The sequence below is a fragment of the Simplicispira suum genome (assembly GCF_003008595.1).
In the GTDB taxonomy this organism is placed as follows: Bacteria; Pseudomonadota; Gammaproteobacteria; order Burkholderiales; family Burkholderiaceae_C; genus Simplicispira; species Simplicispira suum.
Map to the genome: position 1 here is coordinate 878,754 of NZ_CP027669.1, position 18,285 is coordinate 897,038.

Consider the following 18,285-nt stretch of genomic DNA (forward strand, 5'->3'; position numbering starts at 1 on the left):
GCCCCCAATCACCGGAAATCCCGGCTCGCAGTGGCCAAACGCCCAAGCAGCGGCGTCAAATCCGCCAGCTTCTCCGCGATCAGATTGCACACCTCGCCCTCGCGTTGCCAGCGCCCCTTGATGGCCAGCAGGCGGGCGTCCAGCAGCACTTGGCGCTGGGCTTCGCGCACGGCGCGCCAGACGATGACCTGCGTGGACCCATGCTCGTCTTCAATGGAGACAAAAATGGTCCCGTTGGCCGTCTGCGGTTGCTGGCGCACGGTGACGATGCCGGCCGTGCGCACCGTGCGCCCGTTGGGTATCTGGCGCAGTTCCTCTGAGGTCTTGAGCCGGTAGCGCTCCAGCCGCGGCCGCAGCAGCGCCAGGGGATGCGAGCGCAGCGTCAACCCGGTAGCGCGGTAGTCCCACAGCACTTCTTCGCCTTCTGGCGCGGGCGCCAGTTCCAAATAGTCTTCATCGATGGGTGCGTCCTGCAGCAGCTCGGGCGGGGCATGCAGCGCTGCGGCCTCCCACACTTGCTGCCTGCGGTGGCCCGCAAGGCTGTGCAGGGCGCCGGCAGCGGCCAGCTTTTGCATCTCGGGCTGCTCCAGCCGGACGCGGCGTGCCAGGTCTTCGGCGCTGTCAAACGGCGCCTTGGCGCGCTCCAGCACGATGCGCTCGGCGCTGGCCGAACGCAGGCCGTGGACCAAATGCAGGCCCAAACGCACAGCCGGTGTGTCGGGCAAGTCTTCGAGCGACGATTCAACACCACTGTGCATGACATCGACAGCCCGCACCAGGACGCCGTGGCGCCGCGCATCCTGCACCAGTTGGCTGGCCGAATAAAAGCCCAGCGGCTGGCTGTTGAGCAGGGCCGCAAGGAAGGCCGCTGGCTCGTGGCACTTGATCCAGGACGAGGCATAGACGAGCAGCGCAAAGCTGGCCGAATGGCTCTCGGGAAACCCGTATTCAGAAAACCCCTTGATCTGCTCGAAGATCGATTCGGCAAAGGCTTGCTCGTAGCCGCGCGCCGTCATGCCGTCGACGATCTTGCTGTAGTACTTTTCCAGCCCGCCCTTGCGCTTCCAGGCCGCCATGGCGCGGCGCAGGCCATCGGCCTCGCCAGGCGTGAAGCCTGCCGCCAGCATGGCCACCTGCATCACCTGCTCTTGAAACACGGGCACCCCCAGCGTGCGGCCCAGGGCCAATTCGAGGTCTTTGCTGGGGTAGGTCACCGGCTCCTTGCCCTGGCGCCGGTTGAGGTAGGGATGCACCATGCCGCCCTGAATGGGGCCTGGCCGCACGATGGCCACCTGAATGACCAGGTCGTAAAAGCACCGGGGTTTGTGGCGCGGCAGCATGCTCATTTGCGCCCGGCTCTCGATCTGGAACACGCCCACGGTGTCGGCCTTGCAGATCATGTCGTAGGTGGCGCTGTCTTCTGCCGGAATGTCTTGCATGCCGAAGTCGTAGCCCCGGCGCAGGCCGATGAAGTCCAGCGCACGCCGGATGGCCGAGAGCATGCCCAGCGCCAGCACATCCACCTTGAGCAGGCCCGCAGCGTCCAGATCGTCCTTGTCCCATTGGATGACGGTGCGCTCGGGCATGGAGGCGTTCTCCACCGGCACCATGCGGCACAGCAAATCGCGGGTCAGCACAAAGCCGCCCGTGTGCTGCGAGAGGTGCCTGGGAAAGCCGATGAGCTGCCCGGTCAGCACAATGAGCTGGCGCACGGCCAGCGATTCGGTTTCCATTCCCAGTTCGGCAAAGCGCTCCCGCCGCACCTGTTTGCCGTCGAACCACTGCTGGCCCTTGGCAATGGCGTCCACAGTGGCCAGGTCAAAACCCAGGGCCTTGCCCACGTCGCGGATGGCTGAACGCGGCCGGTAGGTGGCGACGGCGGCGGTGAGCGCTGCGCGATCGCGCCCGTACTTGCTGTACAGGTACTGAATGATTTCCTCGCGCCGCTGGTGCTCGAAATCGATGTCGATGTCGGGCGGTTCGTTGCGCTCTTTGGAAATAAAGCGTTCAAACAGCACCGACATGCGCGCCGGGTCCACTTCGGTCACGCCCAGGCAGTAGCAGACCACGCTGTTGGCGGCCGAGCCGCGGCCCTGGCACAGGATGTGGCGCGAGCGCGCAAAGGCCACGATGTCGTAGACCGTCAGAAAGTAGGCCTCGTAACGCAGCTCACAGATCAAATCCAGCTCGTGCTCGATCTGCTCCTGCACTTTGGTGGGAATGCCGGCCGGCCAGCGCCGCCCAGCACCTTCGTAAGTGGCCTGGCGCAAATAACTGGCCGCCGTATGCCCGGCAGGCACCACCTCATCGGGGTACTGGTAGCGCAGTTCGTCCAGGCTGAAACGGCATCGCTCGGCCACCTGCAGGGTCTCGGCCAGCAGATCGGCGGAGAAGGTCTGCGCCAGGCGCACCCGGCTGCGCAAATGCCGCTCGGCGCTGCGCTGCAAGGCGTGGCCGCATTCGGTCAGGGGTTGGCCCAGGCGCGTGGCGGTCAGCACATCCTGCAAAGGCTTGCGCGAGCGCACGTGCATGTGCACGTCGCCCACAGCCACGAGGGGCAGCGCCGTCAAGGCAGAAAGCTCGCGCATGCGGTGCAGCCACAACTCGTCGTCCAGGCGCCGGATCTGCTCGACACCGATCCAGCAGCGCCCAGTGAACTGCGCCAGAGCCCAGCGGCCCATGGATTCGAGCTGTGCCGCACTGGCGCGGCGCTCAGGGCACAAGAGCGCCAGACAGTCCCGCAGATCGCTGCCCGCCATGCCGTCCAGCGTGAGACGGTAGGTACCTTTCTCCGAGGCACGGCGCAGGTGGGTGATGAAAGCGCACAGGTTGCCGTAGCCCTGGAGGTTGCAGGCCAGCAGCACCAGCGTGAATGCTGCTTCGTCCGCGTGCCTGGCCTGAACGAGGAATTGCGCGCCCAGAACCAAAGCAAGCCCTGCCTGCTTGGCGGCCACATGCGCACGCACCACGCCGGCCATGCTGCATTCGTCGGTGAGCGCCAGAGCGCGGTAGCCCAGGGCTTTGGCGCGCTCGACCAGTTCTTCGGGGTGGCTGGCGCCGCGCAGGAAAGTGAAGTTGGAAATGCAGCGCAGTTCTACATAGTCGGGCAAGGGGTACGGGCTTGGCACGCGGCGCTCCTTCATCCAAAGTACCCGTGCAGGAACCAGGCCGTCTGGTCCCCCGCCAGGCGCTGCTGGAACACCCAGAGCAGCCCCGCGTGCGGGCTCAAAGCCAGCCAGTAGTCGCGCTGCACATTAAGCGCCTCTTCGTTCCCGCCATGGTCATGGCCATGCCCATCACCAGCGCTGCGGTGCCACCAGCCGCCTTCCACCCGGTCCGGCCCGAGCAGCAATTGCAAGGGGCCTTGGTAGATGGGCCGGTGCTCGCGCTCGGCCAGGCGCAAGGGCGCGTCCAGAATCCAGGTGGGCAGGGGAAGCCCGTACGGCGGCTCGCTGCGCCGGGTGTGCTGGCTGCTGCGGGCCTCCCAGCGCTGCATCCATTCCAGGCGGTGGTCGGGCGTCAGCGCCGGGCAGCGCACACAGTGTTCTCCGAGCCGCGCGGCAATGCGTTCGAGCGCCAGTTCCACGGACGCGCCCTTGCAGACCACGTCGGGCAGCAAAGACCGGTTGTTCTCGACCACCGATGCCACTTCAGAGGCGAGCAGCTCAATCTCTCCCGCAGGGGCCAGCAGACGCAGCTTGTCCAGATGCTCGCCCAGCAGGCGGGCAAAGTGCTCGACGTTCTGTGTTGGTTGTGCGGTGCGGATGGTGAGTTCGTCGCCCGCACCGGCCTTCTTGGGGCCCATGGCATCGTGGCGCCAGCGCAAAGTGAAGGCCGTGGCGCCCAGACGGCGTGCAGACAACCAAGCCGCCATTTGCACCAGAAGGCGGCGGGCACCAAACAGCAGCGCCGGGGCCGTCTCGACGCGGGCCATCAGCTCCAGGCGCGCATGGAAGCTCTCGGGCAGCACGATCCATTCGTAGGCCTCGGGGCGCAGTCCATAGGCCTGGTCAAGGGCCAGAAGCAAGGCTTTGTCGAAACGCCGGGCCAGCCCCCCGCGCGGCAGTTTGCGCACATCGCCCAGGGTACGGCAGCCCATGCGCTCCAGCGTGGTGCCGTGGCGGGCTACCGGCGTCAGGCTGGCGAGCGGGAGGGCATCCAGAATCTGCGCCAGCGGCGCGGCAAAACCATTGCGCTGACCCTGGCGCACCAAAGCCAGCGCGGCGCTGCCTGTGGGCGCCCAGGCCAGGCGGGCACCAATGTCCCCGGCCTGCGCTTGCACGGTGCGCTGCAGCGGCTCCATACCGCCAAACAGACGCGCGCAGGCGCCCACCTCTGCCACCACCGCTTCTTCCAGCAGGGCCACCCGAGGCGTGAACTGCAGCGCCCAGATGCCCAGCGAAGGCGCATCAATGGGCGATGGGCAGTTGGGCAAAGGAATGGGGAGCAGCGCGGCCCAATGTCCGAGCATCTGGAATTACCGAAGACCAACGTACACCAGCCGGTGCGGGGATCGACATCAGCCGCGGCGGAATAGCGGACACCAGGTTTGCGGGCATGGCCGCCAAATGCAGAACCTCGTCCAACGGCACGCCGCGGCGCTTGGGAATGCGCAGCCCAAGACACCATCCTGCCTCCAGGGTCACCGACACACGCAGTGGCGCCGGCGAGGCGTCGCGCAGGGCCAGCGCCGGACGAAACAAAAACACCGGCGCGCTGCACCCCTGCGCGTGCACCTGCAGACGCCGCAGTTGTTCAGCACGCGCCTGCGGCAACCACGCCAGGATGGCGCCCGCAGGGTCGGACTTGACGATCTGCTCGGTGGCCCAGAGCCTGTCTGCGGGCGCCGTGGCATCGATCCAGACCACTTGTGCTGCCGGTAGGCCCAACTGCAACAGACCGCCGGCATGGGGCTGCTTGGGAGGCGCAATCAGGTAGATGCGGCCACCGCCATGCACCAGCGCAGGCAAGGCGGGCCCGAGCAAGCGCCATTCGCACTGCCCTGCCTGCGCCAGCAGCAATTCGCTCAGGCTGTGCGTTGGCCACCCGCCACCAGGCAGCTCTGCATCCAAAGCAGCAAACCCGGTGGCCACGGTAGGCGCATCCATGCCACCCATCTCCGAACCCCGCCAAAGCGCTTCGGAAACGCGCGTGGGCAGCACCCGCCGGTCGAAGCCAGAGGCGATGGGGGAGAACGGTCCGGCGGAGACGGTGCGTCTTCGGACCAAAGGGGAAGGGCGGACACGGGAGAGACAGTTTACTGTATAAATAAACAGTATTCACTGTGTACGTTGTGCGCATGGACCGCTCTCGCCTCCAGAAAAAAATGGTCTGTCATCGCAGCAACCAGCGGCTGCTGTCAGTTTCAAATCGACTGGTTTCGCGCAACACACCGTGGTGTTGCCAAGGAACGTTATGGGCTTGTCGGCACCGACAGCGTCAGTGTCGCTTGCGCACCTGCAGGGCCCAGCTTGGCTGCATGCGCATCCAGGCTCTGCAGCACCAGATCTCCATCCACCGCGCTGCCCACACGAAACGGCTTGGCGGGCTGGCCGGCCACGGCGATCAAGGCGGCGCCACTGGCACCATCCTGGCCCGCAAGCAGGCCTACCAGGGTGTAGCGGCTGCCTGCGGCGGGCTGCGCCGAAGCCATTGCGGCACTGGGCTGCACACCCAGCAGCCGGGCCATCGCCTGCACATCCGGCGCGGCGACAGCAGCGGGGCTGGCAGGGGCGGCTGGCAGGGACGCCGGTGTGCTCAGGCGCAAACCCCAGAACACCGCACTGGCGGCCGCCAGCGCCCACAGCGCAAGCGTGGTCAGGCGCACGGGCCAGGGGCTGGAGGTGAGGCGGCTCATCGCACGATTATCATTCAGCGCACCACGCAACCCGGCGCCGCTTGCGCCTCGCCCCAACATTCATGACCCTCGCCCTCAACCTTGCCCGAACCGCACGCCGGCGCCTGGCTGCCGGTTTCACCTTGATCGAGCTGATGGTGGTGCTGGTGATCATCGGCGTGCTGGCCGCCTTGATCGTCCCCAACGTGCTCGACCGCGCCGACGATGCCCGCACCACGGCGGCGCGCACCGACGTGACCAACCTGATGCAGGCGCTCAAGCTCTACCGCCTGGACAACCAGCGCTACCCGACGTCCGAGCAGGGCCTGCAGGCGCTGGTGGCGCGGCCCAGCTCCGGCCCGCCGCCCATCAACTGGAAGCCGTACCTGGAAAAGCTCCCCAACGATCCCTGGGGGCGGCCTTACCAGTACTTGAGCCCAGGCATCAAAGGCGAAGTGGATGTGATGTCCTTTGGCGCCGACGGCCAATCGGGAGGCGAAGGCAAGGATGCGGACATTGGCAGCTGGCAGTAGAAAGCAGAACGGTTTTACGCTGCTGGAGCTGTTGCTCGTCATCAGCATCATGGCCCTGGCCACTGCCGGGGTGTCGCTGGTGCTGCGCGATCCGTCCGAAACCCAATTGGAGCGCGAGGCCGAGCGCCTGGCGGCGCTGCTCGAAGGCGCGCGGGCCAAGTCGCGGGCGGCCGGGGTGCCGGTGCGCTGGCGCCTGGTCCAGGGCGGGTTTCGCTTTGACGGTCTGCCGGCCAGCAGCGGACTGCCCACGCAGTGGCTGGACGCCAATACGCGCGCTTTCGTCCTGGCCCCGGTGCTGCTGGGGCCGGAGCCATTGATTGCGCCGCAAACCGTGGTGCTGAGCCAGGCCAGCCACCCGGAGCGCCGCCTGCAGGTGAGCACCGATGGCCTGCGGCCTTTTGCCGTGCTGGGCGCGCCATGAAGCACTATCGCCTTCCTGCGGCGCGGGGCTTTACGCTGATCGAGGTGCTGGTGGCGCTGGGCATCGTGGCGATTGCGCTGCTGGCGGGCAGCCAGGCCACGGGCGCGCTGGTGCGCAACGCCGAGCGCCAGTCCGAAGTCATGCTGGCCCATGTGTGCGCTGAAAACGCGCTGGTGGCGGTGCGCCTGTCGCGCCAGATGCCCTCCATTGGTGACAGCGTGCAAGGCTGCGAGCAGGCCAGCGAACGCTTTGATCTGACGCTCTCGGTGCGGCCCACACCGAACCCGAGTTTTCGCCGTGTCGACGCCCAGGTGCGCAGCCAGAGCGGACAGGTACTGCGGCTCTCGACCATCGTGGGGCGGCGTTGAGCAGGCGCAGCCCCCGTTCTGCGCGCGGCTTCACGCTGATCGAGCTGCTGATCGCCATCGCCCTGCTGGGCTTGATGGCCCTGATGAGCTGGCGCGGCATCGACGGCATGGTGCGCGCCCAGCAGCAGACCAAGGCGCGGGGCGACGCCCTGCTCACGCTGCAGGCCGCGCTCGGCCAGTGGGGCGCGGATCTGGATGCGCTGCTGGCCCTGCCCAACACCACACCGATCGATTGGGATGGCCAGGCGCTGCGCATCACCCGGCGCAGCAGCGCAGGGGGCGATGCGGGGGCGCTGGTGGTGGCCTGGAGCCAGCGCGAGGTGGCCGGTACCACCCAGTGGCTGCGCTGGCAGTCGGCGCCCGTGACGACGCGCGGCGACTGGCAACGCGCCTGGGACCAGGCTACCGTGTGGGCGCGCAGCGCGGGCGACGCCGAGCGCAAGGGCGAAGTGGTGCTGGTGCCGTTGATGGATTGGCAAATTTTTTATTTCCGCGGGAATGCCTGGAGCAACCCGCTCTCCAGCAGCGGTACGCCCACAGCCCAAAACGTGGGCCAGGCGAGCCCGGCCGCCAAGGCGCAGGCCTTGGTGCCCGAGGGCATTCGCCTGCAACTTGATTTGGGCCCCAACGAGGCCCTGGCCGGGCGCCTGACGCGCGACTGGGTCAACCCGCTGAATGGGGGCGGAAAATCATGAAGCCCTCTTTTACACCGGGGCGCACGCGCGGCGCCGCGCTGCTCGCCGCCATGCTCACCGTCACCCTGGTGGCCACCTTTGCCGCGGCCGCCATGTGGCAGCAGTGGCGCAGTATCGAGATCGAGACGGCCGAGCGTGCGCGCGTGCAGTCGGCCTGGATTCTGATCGGGGCCCTGGATTGGTCCCGCCTGATCCTGCACGAGGACGCGCGCGCCGGCGGTGGCGACCACCTGGCCGAGCCCTGGGCGGTGCCGCTGGAAGAAGCCCGCTTGTCCACTTTTCTCGCCGCGCAGGACGGCGCCGCACAGAACGATGCCAGCACCGACACCCAGGACGCATTTTTGTCGGGCCGGATCATCGACCTGCAATCGCGCCTGAACGTGGGCAGCCTGGTGGTCAGCGGGGCCGTTCAGCCTGCAGCGCACAGGCAGTTTGCCCGGCTGTTTTCGCAGCTCGGCCTGCCAGCAACCCAGTTGGAGACGCTGGAGCAGGCGCTAATTCGCGCGACGGCGCCCGAAGCGGCGCAGGGCGACGACGCCCCCCTCATGCCCCAGCAGGTTGAGCAATTGCCATGGCTGGGGCTGTCGGCAGCCAATGCGGCGCTGCTGGCGCCCTATGTCACGGTGCTGCCAGAGCGCACGCCCGTCAACCTCAACACCGCCAGCCCCGAAGTGCTGCAGGCAGCCATGGATGGGCTGGACCGGGCCGGGGCGCAGGCGCTGGCCACGGCCCGCGAGACGCGGCCTTTTCGCTCACTCGACGACGTGCGTGCCCTTCTGCGTATGGAGTCCCCGCTGTCTCCCACCGAAGTCAGCGTGGGCAGCAACTATTTTGAAGTACAAGGCCGACTGCGCCTGGGCGACGCCGCCGTGAAGGAGCGCTCGCTGGTGCACCGCATCGGCACCCAGGTCAGCACCCTCTGGCGCACCCGCGTGGCAGACCTGGCGCCCGCCGCGCCCCGCTGAGCGCACCCCTACAATGGCCCGCGAAATTCGCCCATGAGCATTCTTGTCCTCACCCTTCCTCTGGCCAGCGGTGCAGGGGCTCCTGAATACAGCTTCACGCTGAGCCAGGACGGCCACCAGCCCACCCGCCACGGCCGCGCCACGGCCGCGCTGCTGCCCGCCACCGGCCGGGCGGCAGGCGAACTGGTGGCGCTGGTACCGGCGCAGGCGCTGTCGTGGCAGCGCGTGCAGCTACCTCCTGGCGTGGCCTTGAACAGCCCGCGCATGCGCGCCGTGCTCGAAGGCCTGCTGGAAGACCATTTGCTGGACGAGCCCGCGCGCCTGCACTTTGCACTGGCGCCTGACGCAGCGGCCGGTGCAAGCGCCTGGGTGGCGGTCTGCGACCGCGCCTGGCTGCGCGGCGCGCTGCAGGCCCTGGAGACGGCAGGCCGCCCGGTGGCGCGCGTGGTGCCCGAGATGGCCCCCGGCGCAAGCGCCACCGTCCTGCACTGCGCCGGCACACCCGAGGCGCCGCTGCTGCTGGCCAGCGGCTTGCCGCCCGAAGGCACCGTGGCCGTGCTGCCGCTCTCGCTCGCGGCGCTGGCGCTGCTGCCCGCTCAGGCGCAGGACGAAGAACCGATCACCGCCACCAGCGAGAGCGCTGTGGCCAGCCTGGCCGAACAGATCCTGGGCCGCCCTGTGGCGCTGTCCTCCGCCAGCGAACGCGCCCTGCAGGCCGCACGCAGCCGCTGGGACCTGGCGCAGTTCGACCTGGCCAGTTCCGGCCGCACCCGTGCCATGCGCAAAGCGGGCGGCCTGCTGGGCGCACTGCTGCAGGCGCCTCAGTGGCGCGCGGCGCGCTGGGCGGGCGCGGTGCTGGTTCTGGCGCAAGTCGTCGGTTTGAACGCCTGGGCCTGGCAGGAGCGCTCGGCGCTGGCCACCAAGCAGGCGGCTGTGCAAAGCACGCTGACCACGGCCTTCCCCCAAGTCAAGGTGGTGGTGGATGCGCCGCTGCAAATGGAGCGCGAACTGGCGCTGCTGCGCCAGGCCAGCGGAGCCCTGGCTGCGGCCGATCTGGAACCCATGCTGGCGGCTGCGGGCAGTGCGTTGGCCTTGCAAGGCAGCCCCAGCGCCATCGACTACAGCCCCGGCGCCTTGCAACTGCGGGGCCTGACGCTCTCGGGCGATGTCCAGGCAGCGGCAGGCAATGCGCTGCAGGCCCAGGCCTACCACTTGAGCCGCGAGAACGACAGTCTGTGGCTGCGCCTGGAAGGCCGACCATGAGCACGCCCAGCGCCCCCCATACCGCCCCTCCAGTCTGGCGCACCCGCTGGGACGCCATGGCCCCGCGCGAACGCCGCTTGGTGCTCGCCGCTGCGCTGCTGGTCGCCGCTGCACTGGCGTGGTGGCTGCTGCTCGCACCCGCCCTGCGCACCCTGCGCGAGGCGCCCGCGCGCCATGCCGCGCTGGACGCGCAGCTCGAGCGCATGCAGGCGCTGGCGGCCGAGGCCCGCCTGCTGCAGGCCGACGCCAGCACCCGCCCCAGCCAGGCCGAGGCCCAGCGGGCACTGCAAAGCGCGGCAGCGGCATTGGGGTCCGGCGCGCGCGTCAGTTTGATGGGCGAACGCGCCACCGTCGGCCTGCAGGGCGTGCCCGCTGCGGCCATCCCTCCCTGGCTGGCCCAGGTGCGCGGCAATGCACGCAGCGTGCCGGTAGAAGCCCACCTGACGCGCAGCAGTGCCAAGCCGCAGGCCCAGCCCGCCGCCAGCGCAGCACCCCAAAAACCGACCCCTGCAGGCGAAGCGCGCTGGGATGGTGCCATCGTTTTTGCCCTGCCCCCGCGATAGATCCGCACGCGTCTTGGCATGGCCCCCACCCCCTTTTCCCGCCCAAGCCCGCGTGCGCCCAGCGCATCGCGGCGCCGCAGCGCGCTGGACACCGCGCCGCACGCGCCCTGGGGCTGGGCGCTGGCCGGTGCGCTGCTGGGCGGTGGCGGCGCGCTGCTCGCAGCCCTGCCCGCGCACTGGATGGCTGCGGGCGTGGAGCGCGCCAGCGGCGCGCAGCTGCAACTGGTTGCTGCGCGCGGCAGCGTCTGGAACGGTTCGGCCCAGCTGGTGTTGGCAGGCGGGAGCGAGAGCCAAAGCGCGACCGCTTTGCCGGGGCGTGTGCACTGGCGCTTGCGTCCGAATGGGAGCGGGCTACAAGCCCATATTTCAGCCGACTGCTGCACGCAAGTGCCCCTGCAGCTGCAAATGCAGCCGCGCTGGGGGGGGCTGCGTCTGGCCTTGGCCGACGGCCAAAGCCGTTGGCCGGCCGCCGTGCTGACCGGCCTGGGAACGCCCTGGAACACGCTGCAACTGCAGGGCCAGCTGGCCTTGCAGACACAAGGCCTGGTGATCGAATCGGTGCGCGGCCGCGTGCTGCTGCGGGGATCGGCCCAGCTCGACGCCCTGGAGGTCTCCTCGCGCCTGTCCACCTTGCGGCCCATGGGAAGCTACCGGCTGGCGCTGGCTGGCGGCGAAGCGCCGACACTGCAGCTCTCGACCCTGGCGGGTGCGCTGCAGCTCTCGGGCAGCGGGCAATGGGTGGGCCAGCGCCTGCGCTTTGCCGGCGAGGCGCAGGCTGCGCCAGGGCGCGAGCCGGCGCTCTCGAACCTGCTCAACATCATCGGGCGCCGCGTGGGCGAACGCTCACTCATCTCGCTCGGCTAACACCGCAAAACTTATGTCCAGCCTCACTCCGCACCATCTGCATCGCACTATTATTTCAATAGCTGCTTTCGCTTTACTGATAAGCGCTGGAGGCCAAATTTATGCTCAAAATACGGCCACGCCCAACCCGCAAAGCGTGCGCCCAGGCGAGCCGGTGACGCTGAACTTCGCCAACGCCGACATCGAAGCCGTGGCGCGCACCATGGCCACCATCACCGGGCGCAACGTGGTGGTGGACCCGCGCGTCAAAGGCCAGCTCAATTTGATCACCGAGCGGGCAGTGACACCGGCGGCCGCCTTCGAGCAGTTCCTGGCGGCGCTGCGCCTGCAGGGCTACACGGTGGTGGAGACCAGCGGGCTGTACAAGGTAGTGCCGGAGGCCGAGGGCAAGCTCCAGGGCAGCAGCGTGCGCGTGTGGCAGGGCGGCGCGCCGGCGACTGCAGGGGGCGGGCAGATCGTCACGCAGATCTTCAAGCTCAATTTCGAGAACGCGGCCAACCTGGTGCCGGTACTGCGGCCGCTCATCAGCCCGAACAACACCATCAACGTGAACCCCGGCAACAACTCGCTGGTGATCACCGATTACGCGGACAACCTGGCTCGCCTGGGCCGGATCGTCGCCGCGATGGACATGTCCAATGCCAGCGACGTGGAAGTGATTCCCCTAAAGAACGCCATCGCCACCGACCTCGCGCCTCTGGTGGCGCGCCTGATCGAGGGGGGAACTTCATCCACCACAGGGGCGACGCCGGGCGCCGTGCAGGGCCAGACGGACAGCTCTTTCAAGACCACGATGCTGGCCGACCCCAGCAGCAACGCGCTGATTCTGCGCGCCGCCAACCCGGCGCGCCTGGCCCAGGTGCGCGCGCTGGTGCAAAAGCTGGATCAGGCCCCGGCGCCGGGCAGCAGCAGCGCCAACGGCAACATCCATGTGGTCTACCTGAAGAATGCCGACGCCACGAAACTGGCCACCACACTGCGCGCTGCCATGGCGGTGGGCGCAAGTTCCGGTGCCAGCGGCGGTCCGGGCACCACGCCGGGCAACACCAGCGGCCTGAGCACCGCCACGGCCGGCACCAGCACCGCCTCTGCCAGCAATCCGGGCCTGGGGAGCGCCAGCGGGGGCGGCCTGGGTGCCGGGGGTGGCAGCCTGAGTGGCGCCAGCAGCACGGCGCCCTCGACCGGCGGGCAGATCCAGGCCGATCCGGCCACCAACTCGCTCATCATCACGGCGCCCGAGCCGCAATACCGGCAACTGCGCACCGTGATCGACCAGCTCGACGGCCGGCGCGCACAGGTGCTGGTGGAGAGCCTGATCGTCGAGGTCACCGCGAGCAAGCTGGCGGAATTCGGTATCCAGTGGCAGGGCATCCTGGGCAAGCAGGGCGATGGCACGATCGGTGTGATCGGTACCAACTCAGACCAGTCCGGCGCCAACATCGTGAACATCACGGGGGCACTGGCCAGCGGATCGAGCACCGCTGCTGCCACTGCGCTAGGCAAGTTGGGCAAGGGTCTGAACCTGGCATTGGCGCCACGCATCAACGGCCAGTACTACCTGGGCGCGCTGGCCAATTTCCTGCAAAACAGCGGCGATGCCAACGTACTCTCCACGCCCAACCTGATGACGCTGGACAACGAAGAGGCACGCATCATCATCGGCAACAACGTGCCTTTCGTCACCGGCTCGTACGCCGCCACGGCCGGCACCAGCAACGTCAACCCCTTCACGACGGTCGAGCGCAAGGACGTGGGCCTGGTGCTGCGCGTTCGCCCGCAGATCAGTGAGAACGGCACAGTCAAGATGGCGATCTACCAGGAGGTCTCAAAAATCGAGGCCAGCACCCTGAAGGACCCCAATGGCCCGACCACCAGCAAGCGTGCCATCGAATCCAATGTGGTGGTGGACGACGGCAACATCATTGTCATTGGTGGCCTGCTGGAGGACTCCTACAGCTCGGGCGAAGACAAGGTACCGGTGTTTGGCGACATCCCGGTACTGGGCAACCTGTTTCGCAGCGAAAGCCGTTCACGCAGCAAGACCAACCTGATGGTATTTCTGCGGCCGACCGTGGTACGCGACAACGCCACCAGCAACGCGCTCATGCTGGACCGCTACGAGTCCATCCGCGCGCTGCAACAGGTCAGCCAACCCGAGCCGAGCGTGATGCTGCGCCCGGTATCGGGGGCCCCCATCCTGCCTGCACTGCCCGCGCAGCCCGCCGGGGTGCGCAGCAACATCGTCACGCAGCCCATCTTTCCGGCCGGCGACTGATGGCTTACCCCCTGCCCTATGCGTTTGCGCGCGGTGCGCAGCTTCTGCTGGAAACCGACGGTGAGCAGCTCGTGCTGTGGCACGGCCCCGCGCCGCAGCCTGCGGCCTTGGGCGAAGTGCTGCGCAAATATCCCGTGCAGCGCCTGCAGCCGCTCGACGCCGGAACACTGGCACAACGCATCAGCGCAGCCTATTCGCAGCGCGAATCCAGCGCCGCCACCGTCGTCAGCGAGGTGGAAAGCGATGCCGACCTCTCGCGCATGATGCAGGAGCTGCCCGCCGTCGAAGACTTGCTGGAGGCCGCCGACGACGCGCCCATCATCCGCATGCTCAACGCCCTGCTCACGCAGGCAGCGCGCGACGGCGCCAGCGACATCCACATCGAGCCCTACGAGCGCCACTCCAGCGTGCGCTTTCGCGTGGACGGCACCTTGCGCGAAGTGGTGCAGCCGAACCGCGCGCTGCACGCGGCACTGATCAGCCGCCTGAAGATCATGGCGGACCTCGATATTTCAGAAAAACGCCTGCCGCAGGACGGCCGCATCAGCCTGCGTCTGGGGACGCGCGCCATCGACGTGCGCGTCTCCACCCTGCCCAGCGCGCATGGTGAGCGCGCCGTGCTGCGCCTGCTCGACAAAAGCGAAAACCGCCTCACACTCGAAGCCGTCGGGATGCAGGGCCCTACGCTTGCACGCTTCGAGGGTCTGATTCGGCAGCCGCACGGCATCGTGCTCGTCACCGGCCCGACGGGCTCGGGCAAAACCACCACGCTGTACGCAGCGCTGGGCCGGCTGGACGCGGCACAGGCCAACATCATGACGGTGGAAGACCCGATCGAGTACGAGCTGGCCGGTGTTGGCCAGACCCAGGTCAACGCCAAGATCGACCTGACCTTCGCCAAGGCCCTGCGCGCCATCCTGCGCCAGGACCCGGACGTGATCATGATCGGCGAGATCCGCGATTTCGAGACGGCGCAGATCGCCATCCAGGCCAGCCTGACCGGCCACCTGGTGCTGGCCACGCTGCACACCAACGATGCCGCCAGCGCCGTCAACCGCCTGACCGACATGGGAGTGGAGCCCTTTTTGCTTTCAAGCTCGCTCCTCGGCGTGCTGGCGCAGCGCCTGGTGCGCAAAACCTGCACCATCTGCCATGGCCAGGGGTGCGAGGCTTGTGGCCAGACCGGCTACAGCGGACGCACGGGCTTGTTCGAGCTGCTCGTCACCAACGACGCGCTGCGCGCGCAAATCCACAACCGCGCCTCGGAGGCCGACGTCCGCGCTGCGGCTCTGGCCGGCGGCATGCAACTGATGCGCGAAGACGGTGAGCGCCTGATTGCGTCGGGCATCACCAGCCGGGAGGAAGTGCTGCGGGTGACGCGGGATTGAGGGATGGACGCACTCGGTAGATAGATAGAGTTGACGGGCGGTTTTGCGCGATATATATAACATACGTTATAACTTTGAGATCACTCTATGCACATGCTGAAATTGACTCAAATCGGCAACTCGATTGGCGTGATCCTGCCTAAGGAAGCCTTGGCCCGCCTCAAACTGTTCAAGGGAGAGAGCGTTTTTCTCACCGAAACGCCGGACGGCTACGTGCTCACGCCCTACGATCCGGCACTGGAAGAAGAAATTCAGGCCGGTCGCGAGTTCATGCGCGACTACCGCGACACCTTTCATCAGCTTGCGAAATGAATTGGCGCTGGGTCAGCCAACTGACTCTCGTGCTGTTGCATGGCGAAAGCTTGGCCGAGCACGGCGGCAGCCCAGGTTTGCGCGATGAAGGCTTGCTTGAATCGGCGCTGGCACGGCCCAAGAATCCTGCTGCGTACGAGTCGCCAGATCATGCTGCACTGGCCGCCAGCTACGGCGTGGGCCTCGCAAAGAACCACGCTTTCGTGGACGGCAACAAGCGCGCGGCTTTTCTGGCCGTTGGCTTCTTTCTGTACCTTAACGGCTTTCGTCTGACCGCTTCACAAGCGCAAGCCACGCTCACCATGCTCGCCGTCGCCTCAGGTGAACTCAGCGAAGAGGCCTTTGCCGCCTGGCTGCGCGAGCACGCCAAGGTGAAAAACTCACCCTAAGCGGCAGGGCCTTCCAGCCGCGAGGCCCAGCTTTCCACTGCGCCGCTGTCGAGTCGGCGCGCAATCAGGCGTTCCCAGTTCGGCGGCAGCGGCAAGGCCAGAGCGGCGCGCAGTTCGGCGGCATCGAGGCTGGGGCGGTAGAGCACGTCGAGCAGGCGCGCCATCGACCACTGCGGATGGGGACGCTCTTGCAGCAACAGCTCGGCCCCAGCCCACAAGGCACCCTCTTCCAGCACCCGGTAATACCAGCCGGTACGGCGCGTGTTTTGCAACTGCCTGGCCATGTCGGTACGGCCAAAGCGCTCATTGAGCTTCCAGCAGGGTTGGCGCGCTTGGGAGACTTCCAGAAGCGCCTCGCCGACACGCACTTGATCGCCCAGACACACATCGCTCTCGGTCAGGCCAACGCTGTGCAGGTTTTCGCCAAAGGCGGCAGGCGCATCCAGCACGGCGCTCGCACCCAGTTCCTGGCGCCATGCGGCGTAATGTTCACTGGCGTAGTGGTGCACCGCCTTGTCGGGGCCACCATGCACGCGCAAATCGCCCTGCGCGTCACCGGCCAAACCCAGAACGCTGCAAAAAACAGGGCCGCTGCGGGCCTGCTTGGCGATGCCACTGATCGAGCCGCGTGCATAAGGAACCGTCTGGCCCGTACACACGGCCAGCACGTGTCCCAGAACCGTGCCCGCTTTCACGTGGTTTTACCGCCCCAGACTGCGCTTCAATTCCTTGAGCAGCAAGATCACCTGGTTGGACGCGTGGCGGTAGCCGCCGTGAAAGACATGCAGGGCGCGGTCGTATTCGCCCGCCCGGCTGAGTTCGACCACCTCTGCGGCCTGGGTGTGAAAGTAGGCGTGGCGCGCCAACAGGATTTCAAAAGCCGGGTATTTCCCCAACAGCTCGCGCCCCCGCCCGTACAGCCATTGGCCCAGCGGGCAGCCTTTGGGGTCCCGCAGACGCTCCAGGTCGATGGGCGTGTCGATCTCTCCGCTGAGCTGCTGACGCAGCCGATGCTTCCATTCTTCATGCGAGACGATGGCGGCATCAATATCAAATTCGGACGACAGGGTGCGTGCATAGTCCGCGTCGAGCACCAGCTCGCTCGCGTTGTCCTCGAACGCCCAAGTAGTTTCCTGGCTATCGGGGTTCTGCTCGCGCAGCTTGAATATCTTGCTAAAAAAACCCATGGCGGTACTCGCTGCTGGGGCGCCCAAGGGCGCGGCCGGTAAATATCTTCGTTTTGGAGCATTTTGATACGATTCTCTTACGCAGTGCATACAGGGGCTTTCGCCCCAAGCCGACAGCCCAATGCGCGGGCAGCAGCCAGAATGCGCTTATGACTGACCGTTCCACCCTTTCCATGCTCGATCTCGTAGCCGTCCGCGAAGGCGGCAGCGTGCGCGACGCACTCGCCATTGCCCTCACCACCGCCCGGCACGCCGAGGCACTGGGTTTTACCCGCTACTGGCTCGCCGAGCACCACAACATGGAGGGCATTGCCAGCTCGGCGACGGCCGTTCTGGTAGGCCACATCGCTGCCGGCACCGAGCACATGCGCGTGGGCTCAGGTGGTGTGATGCTGCCCAACCACGCGCCGCTGGTGGTGGCCGAGGCTTTTGGAACTTTGGCCGAACTGTTTCCCGGCCGCATCGACCTGGGCCTGGGCCGCGCCCCCGGCACCGACCCGCTCACCATGCGCGCGCTGCGCCGCGACCGGCAAGAAACCGAGCAGGACTTCCCGCGCGACGTGGCCGAGCTGCAGCGCCTGCTGGCGCCCGCGCAGCCGGGGCAGCGCCTGATTGCCACGCCCGGCGCCGGCACCGAGGTGCCCATCTGGCTGCTGGGCTCCAGTTTGTTTTCTGCTCAGTTGGCGGCCGAACGCGGTCTGCCCTATGCCTTTGCTTCGCACTTTGCGCCGCGCCTGCTGCTTCAGGCGATTGGTTTGTATCGAGAACTGTTCAAACCCTCGGCCGAGTGGTCCAAGCCCTATGTGGTGATTGGCGTGCCGCTGATCGCTGCGCCTACCGACGAGGAAGCGCAGTTTCTCGCGAGCAGCACCTTCGAGCGGGTGCTCGGCATCCTCAAAGGCGAGCGGCGCAAACTGGCCGCGCCGGTTCACGGACTGGCCGAGCGGCTGTCGCCGCAGGAACGCGCCGCCATCCAGGACTTTCTGGCGGCGGCGGTGATCGGCGGGCCCAACACGGTGCACAAGGGGCTTGCTGCGCTGCTGCAGGCCACCCAAGCCGACGAGCTGATGCTGGTCTGCGACATCTACGACCCCGCACTGCGCCTGCGCTCGCTCGATATCGCGGCAGCCGCCCACGCACAACTGCAGGCCAAAGACACACATACGCTATCGTAAATATAGCTACCAACGCTTACCTGATAAGCGTCATCTGCCAATTTAACCCAA

The 18,285-nt window shown here is 67.3% G+C and carries 19 protein-coding genes; 13 read left to right on the top strand and 6 right to left on the bottom strand.

Translation table 11 applies throughout. From position 1 onward, the window contains the following. Window positions 1-8 precede the first annotated feature (8 nt). From C6571_RS04180 to C6571_RS04195, 4 genes are all read right to left on the bottom strand, one after another. Window positions 9-3,143 (bottom strand): error-prone DNA polymerase, encoded by a 3,135-nt coding sequence (locus C6571_RS04180; protein ID WP_106445580.1) that lies wholly within the window; start codon window positions 3,141-3,143, stop codon window positions 9-11. Then, window positions 3,140-4,471, bottom strand: a complete 1,332-nt coding sequence (locus C6571_RS04185) for a Y-family DNA polymerase (protein ID WP_106445581.1) — start codon at window positions 4,469-4,471, stop codon at window positions 3,140-3,142. The genes C6571_RS04180 and C6571_RS04185 overlap by 4 nt, the downstream gene beginning before the upstream one ends. After that, a complete protein-coding gene (gene imuA / locus C6571_RS04190; RefSeq protein ID WP_245901391.1) occupies window positions 4,410-5,108 on the bottom strand; it encodes a translesion DNA synthesis-associated protein ImuA in 699 nt (232 codons plus the stop codon). Before imuA ends, C6571_RS04185 begins: the two co-directional genes overlap by 62 nt. 305 nt (window positions 5,109-5,413) lie before the next feature. Continuing rightward, window positions 5,414-5,857: a type II secretion system protein N gene (locus C6571_RS04195; RefSeq protein WP_106445583.1), complete on the bottom strand. Its 444-nt coding sequence runs from the start codon at window positions 5,855-5,857 to the stop codon at window positions 5,414-5,416. Between the two features lie 62 nt (window positions 5,858-5,919). On the opposite strand from C6571_RS04195, the gene gspG reads away from it, so the two are divergent. From gspG to C6571_RS04255, 12 genes are all read left to right on the top strand, one after another. Then, window positions 5,920-6,369 (top strand): type II secretion system major pseudopilin GspG, encoded by a 450-nt coding sequence (gspG, locus tag C6571_RS04200; RefSeq protein ID WP_106445584.1) that lies wholly within the window; start codon window positions 5,920-5,922, stop codon window positions 6,367-6,369. Beyond that, window positions 6,344-6,790 carry a prepilin-type N-terminal cleavage/methylation domain-containing protein gene (locus C6571_RS04205; protein ID WP_106445585.1) on the top strand — a complete coding sequence of 149 codons (447 nt, stop codon included), beginning with the start codon at window positions 6,344-6,346 and terminating at the stop codon, window positions 6,788-6,790. Before gspG ends, C6571_RS04205 begins: the two co-directional genes overlap by 26 nt. Further along, the gene (gene gspI / locus C6571_RS04210; protein ID WP_106445586.1) at window positions 6,787-7,158 is read left to right on the top strand and encodes a type II secretion system minor pseudopilin GspI; all 372 of its coding nucleotides are present in this window, start codon (window positions 6,787-6,789) and stop codon (window positions 7,156-7,158) included. The genes C6571_RS04205 and gspI overlap by 4 nt, the downstream gene beginning before the upstream one ends. Beyond that, complete coding sequence (locus tag C6571_RS04215) at window positions 7,155-7,853, top strand: PulJ/GspJ family protein (RefSeq protein ID WP_106445587.1); 699 nt, start codon at window positions 7,155-7,157, stop codon at window positions 7,851-7,853. The genes gspI and C6571_RS04215 overlap by 4 nt, the downstream gene beginning before the upstream one ends. Continuing rightward, on the top strand, window positions 7,850-8,818 hold the full coding sequence (gene gspK, locus C6571_RS04220) for a type II secretion system minor pseudopilin GspK (protein WP_170094676.1): 969 nt from the start codon (window positions 7,850-7,852) through the stop codon (window positions 8,816-8,818). Before C6571_RS04215 ends, gspK begins: the two co-directional genes overlap by 4 nt. A 33-nt stretch (window positions 8,819-8,851) precedes the next feature. After that, a complete protein-coding gene (gspL, locus tag C6571_RS04225) occupies window positions 8,852-10,081 on the top strand; it encodes a type II secretion system protein GspL (RefSeq protein WP_106445588.1) in 1,230 nt (409 codons plus the stop codon). Further along, a complete protein-coding gene (gene gspM / locus C6571_RS04230; protein ID WP_106445589.1) occupies window positions 10,078-10,644 on the top strand; it encodes a type II secretion system protein GspM in 567 nt (188 codons plus the stop codon). Before gspL ends, gspM begins: the two co-directional genes overlap by 4 nt. An 18-nt stretch (window positions 10,645-10,662) precedes the next feature. Continuing rightward, window positions 10,663-11,508 carry a type II secretion system protein N gene (gene gspN / locus C6571_RS04235; protein WP_106445590.1) on the top strand — a complete coding sequence of 282 codons (846 nt, stop codon included), beginning with the start codon at window positions 10,663-10,665 and terminating at the stop codon, window positions 11,506-11,508. A 13-nt stretch (window positions 11,509-11,521) separates the two neighbouring features. Continuing rightward, the gene (gene gspD, locus C6571_RS04240; protein WP_106445591.1) at window positions 11,522-13,783 is read left to right on the top strand and encodes a type II secretion system secretin GspD; all 2,262 of its coding nucleotides are present in this window, start codon (window positions 11,522-11,524) and stop codon (window positions 13,781-13,783) included. Next, window positions 13,783-15,171: a GspE/PulE family protein gene (locus C6571_RS04245; RefSeq protein WP_106445592.1), complete on the top strand. Its 1,389-nt coding sequence runs from the start codon at window positions 13,783-13,785 to the stop codon at window positions 15,169-15,171. Before gspD ends, C6571_RS04245 begins: the two co-directional genes overlap by 1 nt. 87 nt (window positions 15,172-15,258) lie before the next feature. Then, window positions 15,259-15,483: an AbrB/MazE/SpoVT family DNA-binding domain-containing protein gene (locus C6571_RS04250; RefSeq protein ID WP_106445593.1), complete on the top strand. Its 225-nt coding sequence runs from the start codon at window positions 15,259-15,261 to the stop codon at window positions 15,481-15,483. After that, window positions 15,480-15,872, top strand: a complete 393-nt coding sequence (locus tag C6571_RS04255; protein WP_106445594.1) for a type II toxin-antitoxin system death-on-curing family toxin — start codon at window positions 15,480-15,482, stop codon at window positions 15,870-15,872. Before C6571_RS04250 ends, C6571_RS04255 begins: the two co-directional genes overlap by 4 nt. Here the strand turns inward: C6571_RS04255 and C6571_RS04260 are convergent. Together C6571_RS04260 and C6571_RS04265 are read right to left on the bottom strand one after the other, a co-directional pair. Further along, window positions 15,869-16,567 carry an MOSC domain-containing protein gene (locus C6571_RS04260; RefSeq protein WP_245901393.1) on the bottom strand — a complete coding sequence of 233 codons (699 nt, stop codon included), beginning with the start codon at window positions 16,565-16,567 and terminating at the stop codon, window positions 15,869-15,871. The genes C6571_RS04255 and C6571_RS04260 overlap by 4 nt on opposite strands. Before the next feature lie 6 nt (window positions 16,568-16,573). Then, entirely contained in the window at window positions 16,574-17,059 is a 486-nt protein-coding gene (locus C6571_RS04265) for a CZB domain-containing protein (protein WP_106445595.1), read from the bottom strand. A gap of 149 nt (window positions 17,060-17,208) precedes the next feature. On the opposite strand from C6571_RS04265, the gene C6571_RS04270 reads away from it, so the two are divergent. Continuing rightward, window positions 17,209-18,234 (top strand): LLM class flavin-dependent oxidoreductase, encoded by a 1,026-nt coding sequence (locus C6571_RS04270; RefSeq protein ID WP_211300692.1) that lies wholly within the window; start codon window positions 17,209-17,211, stop codon window positions 18,232-18,234. The last annotated feature ends 51 nt before the right edge of the window (window positions 18,235-18,285 follow it).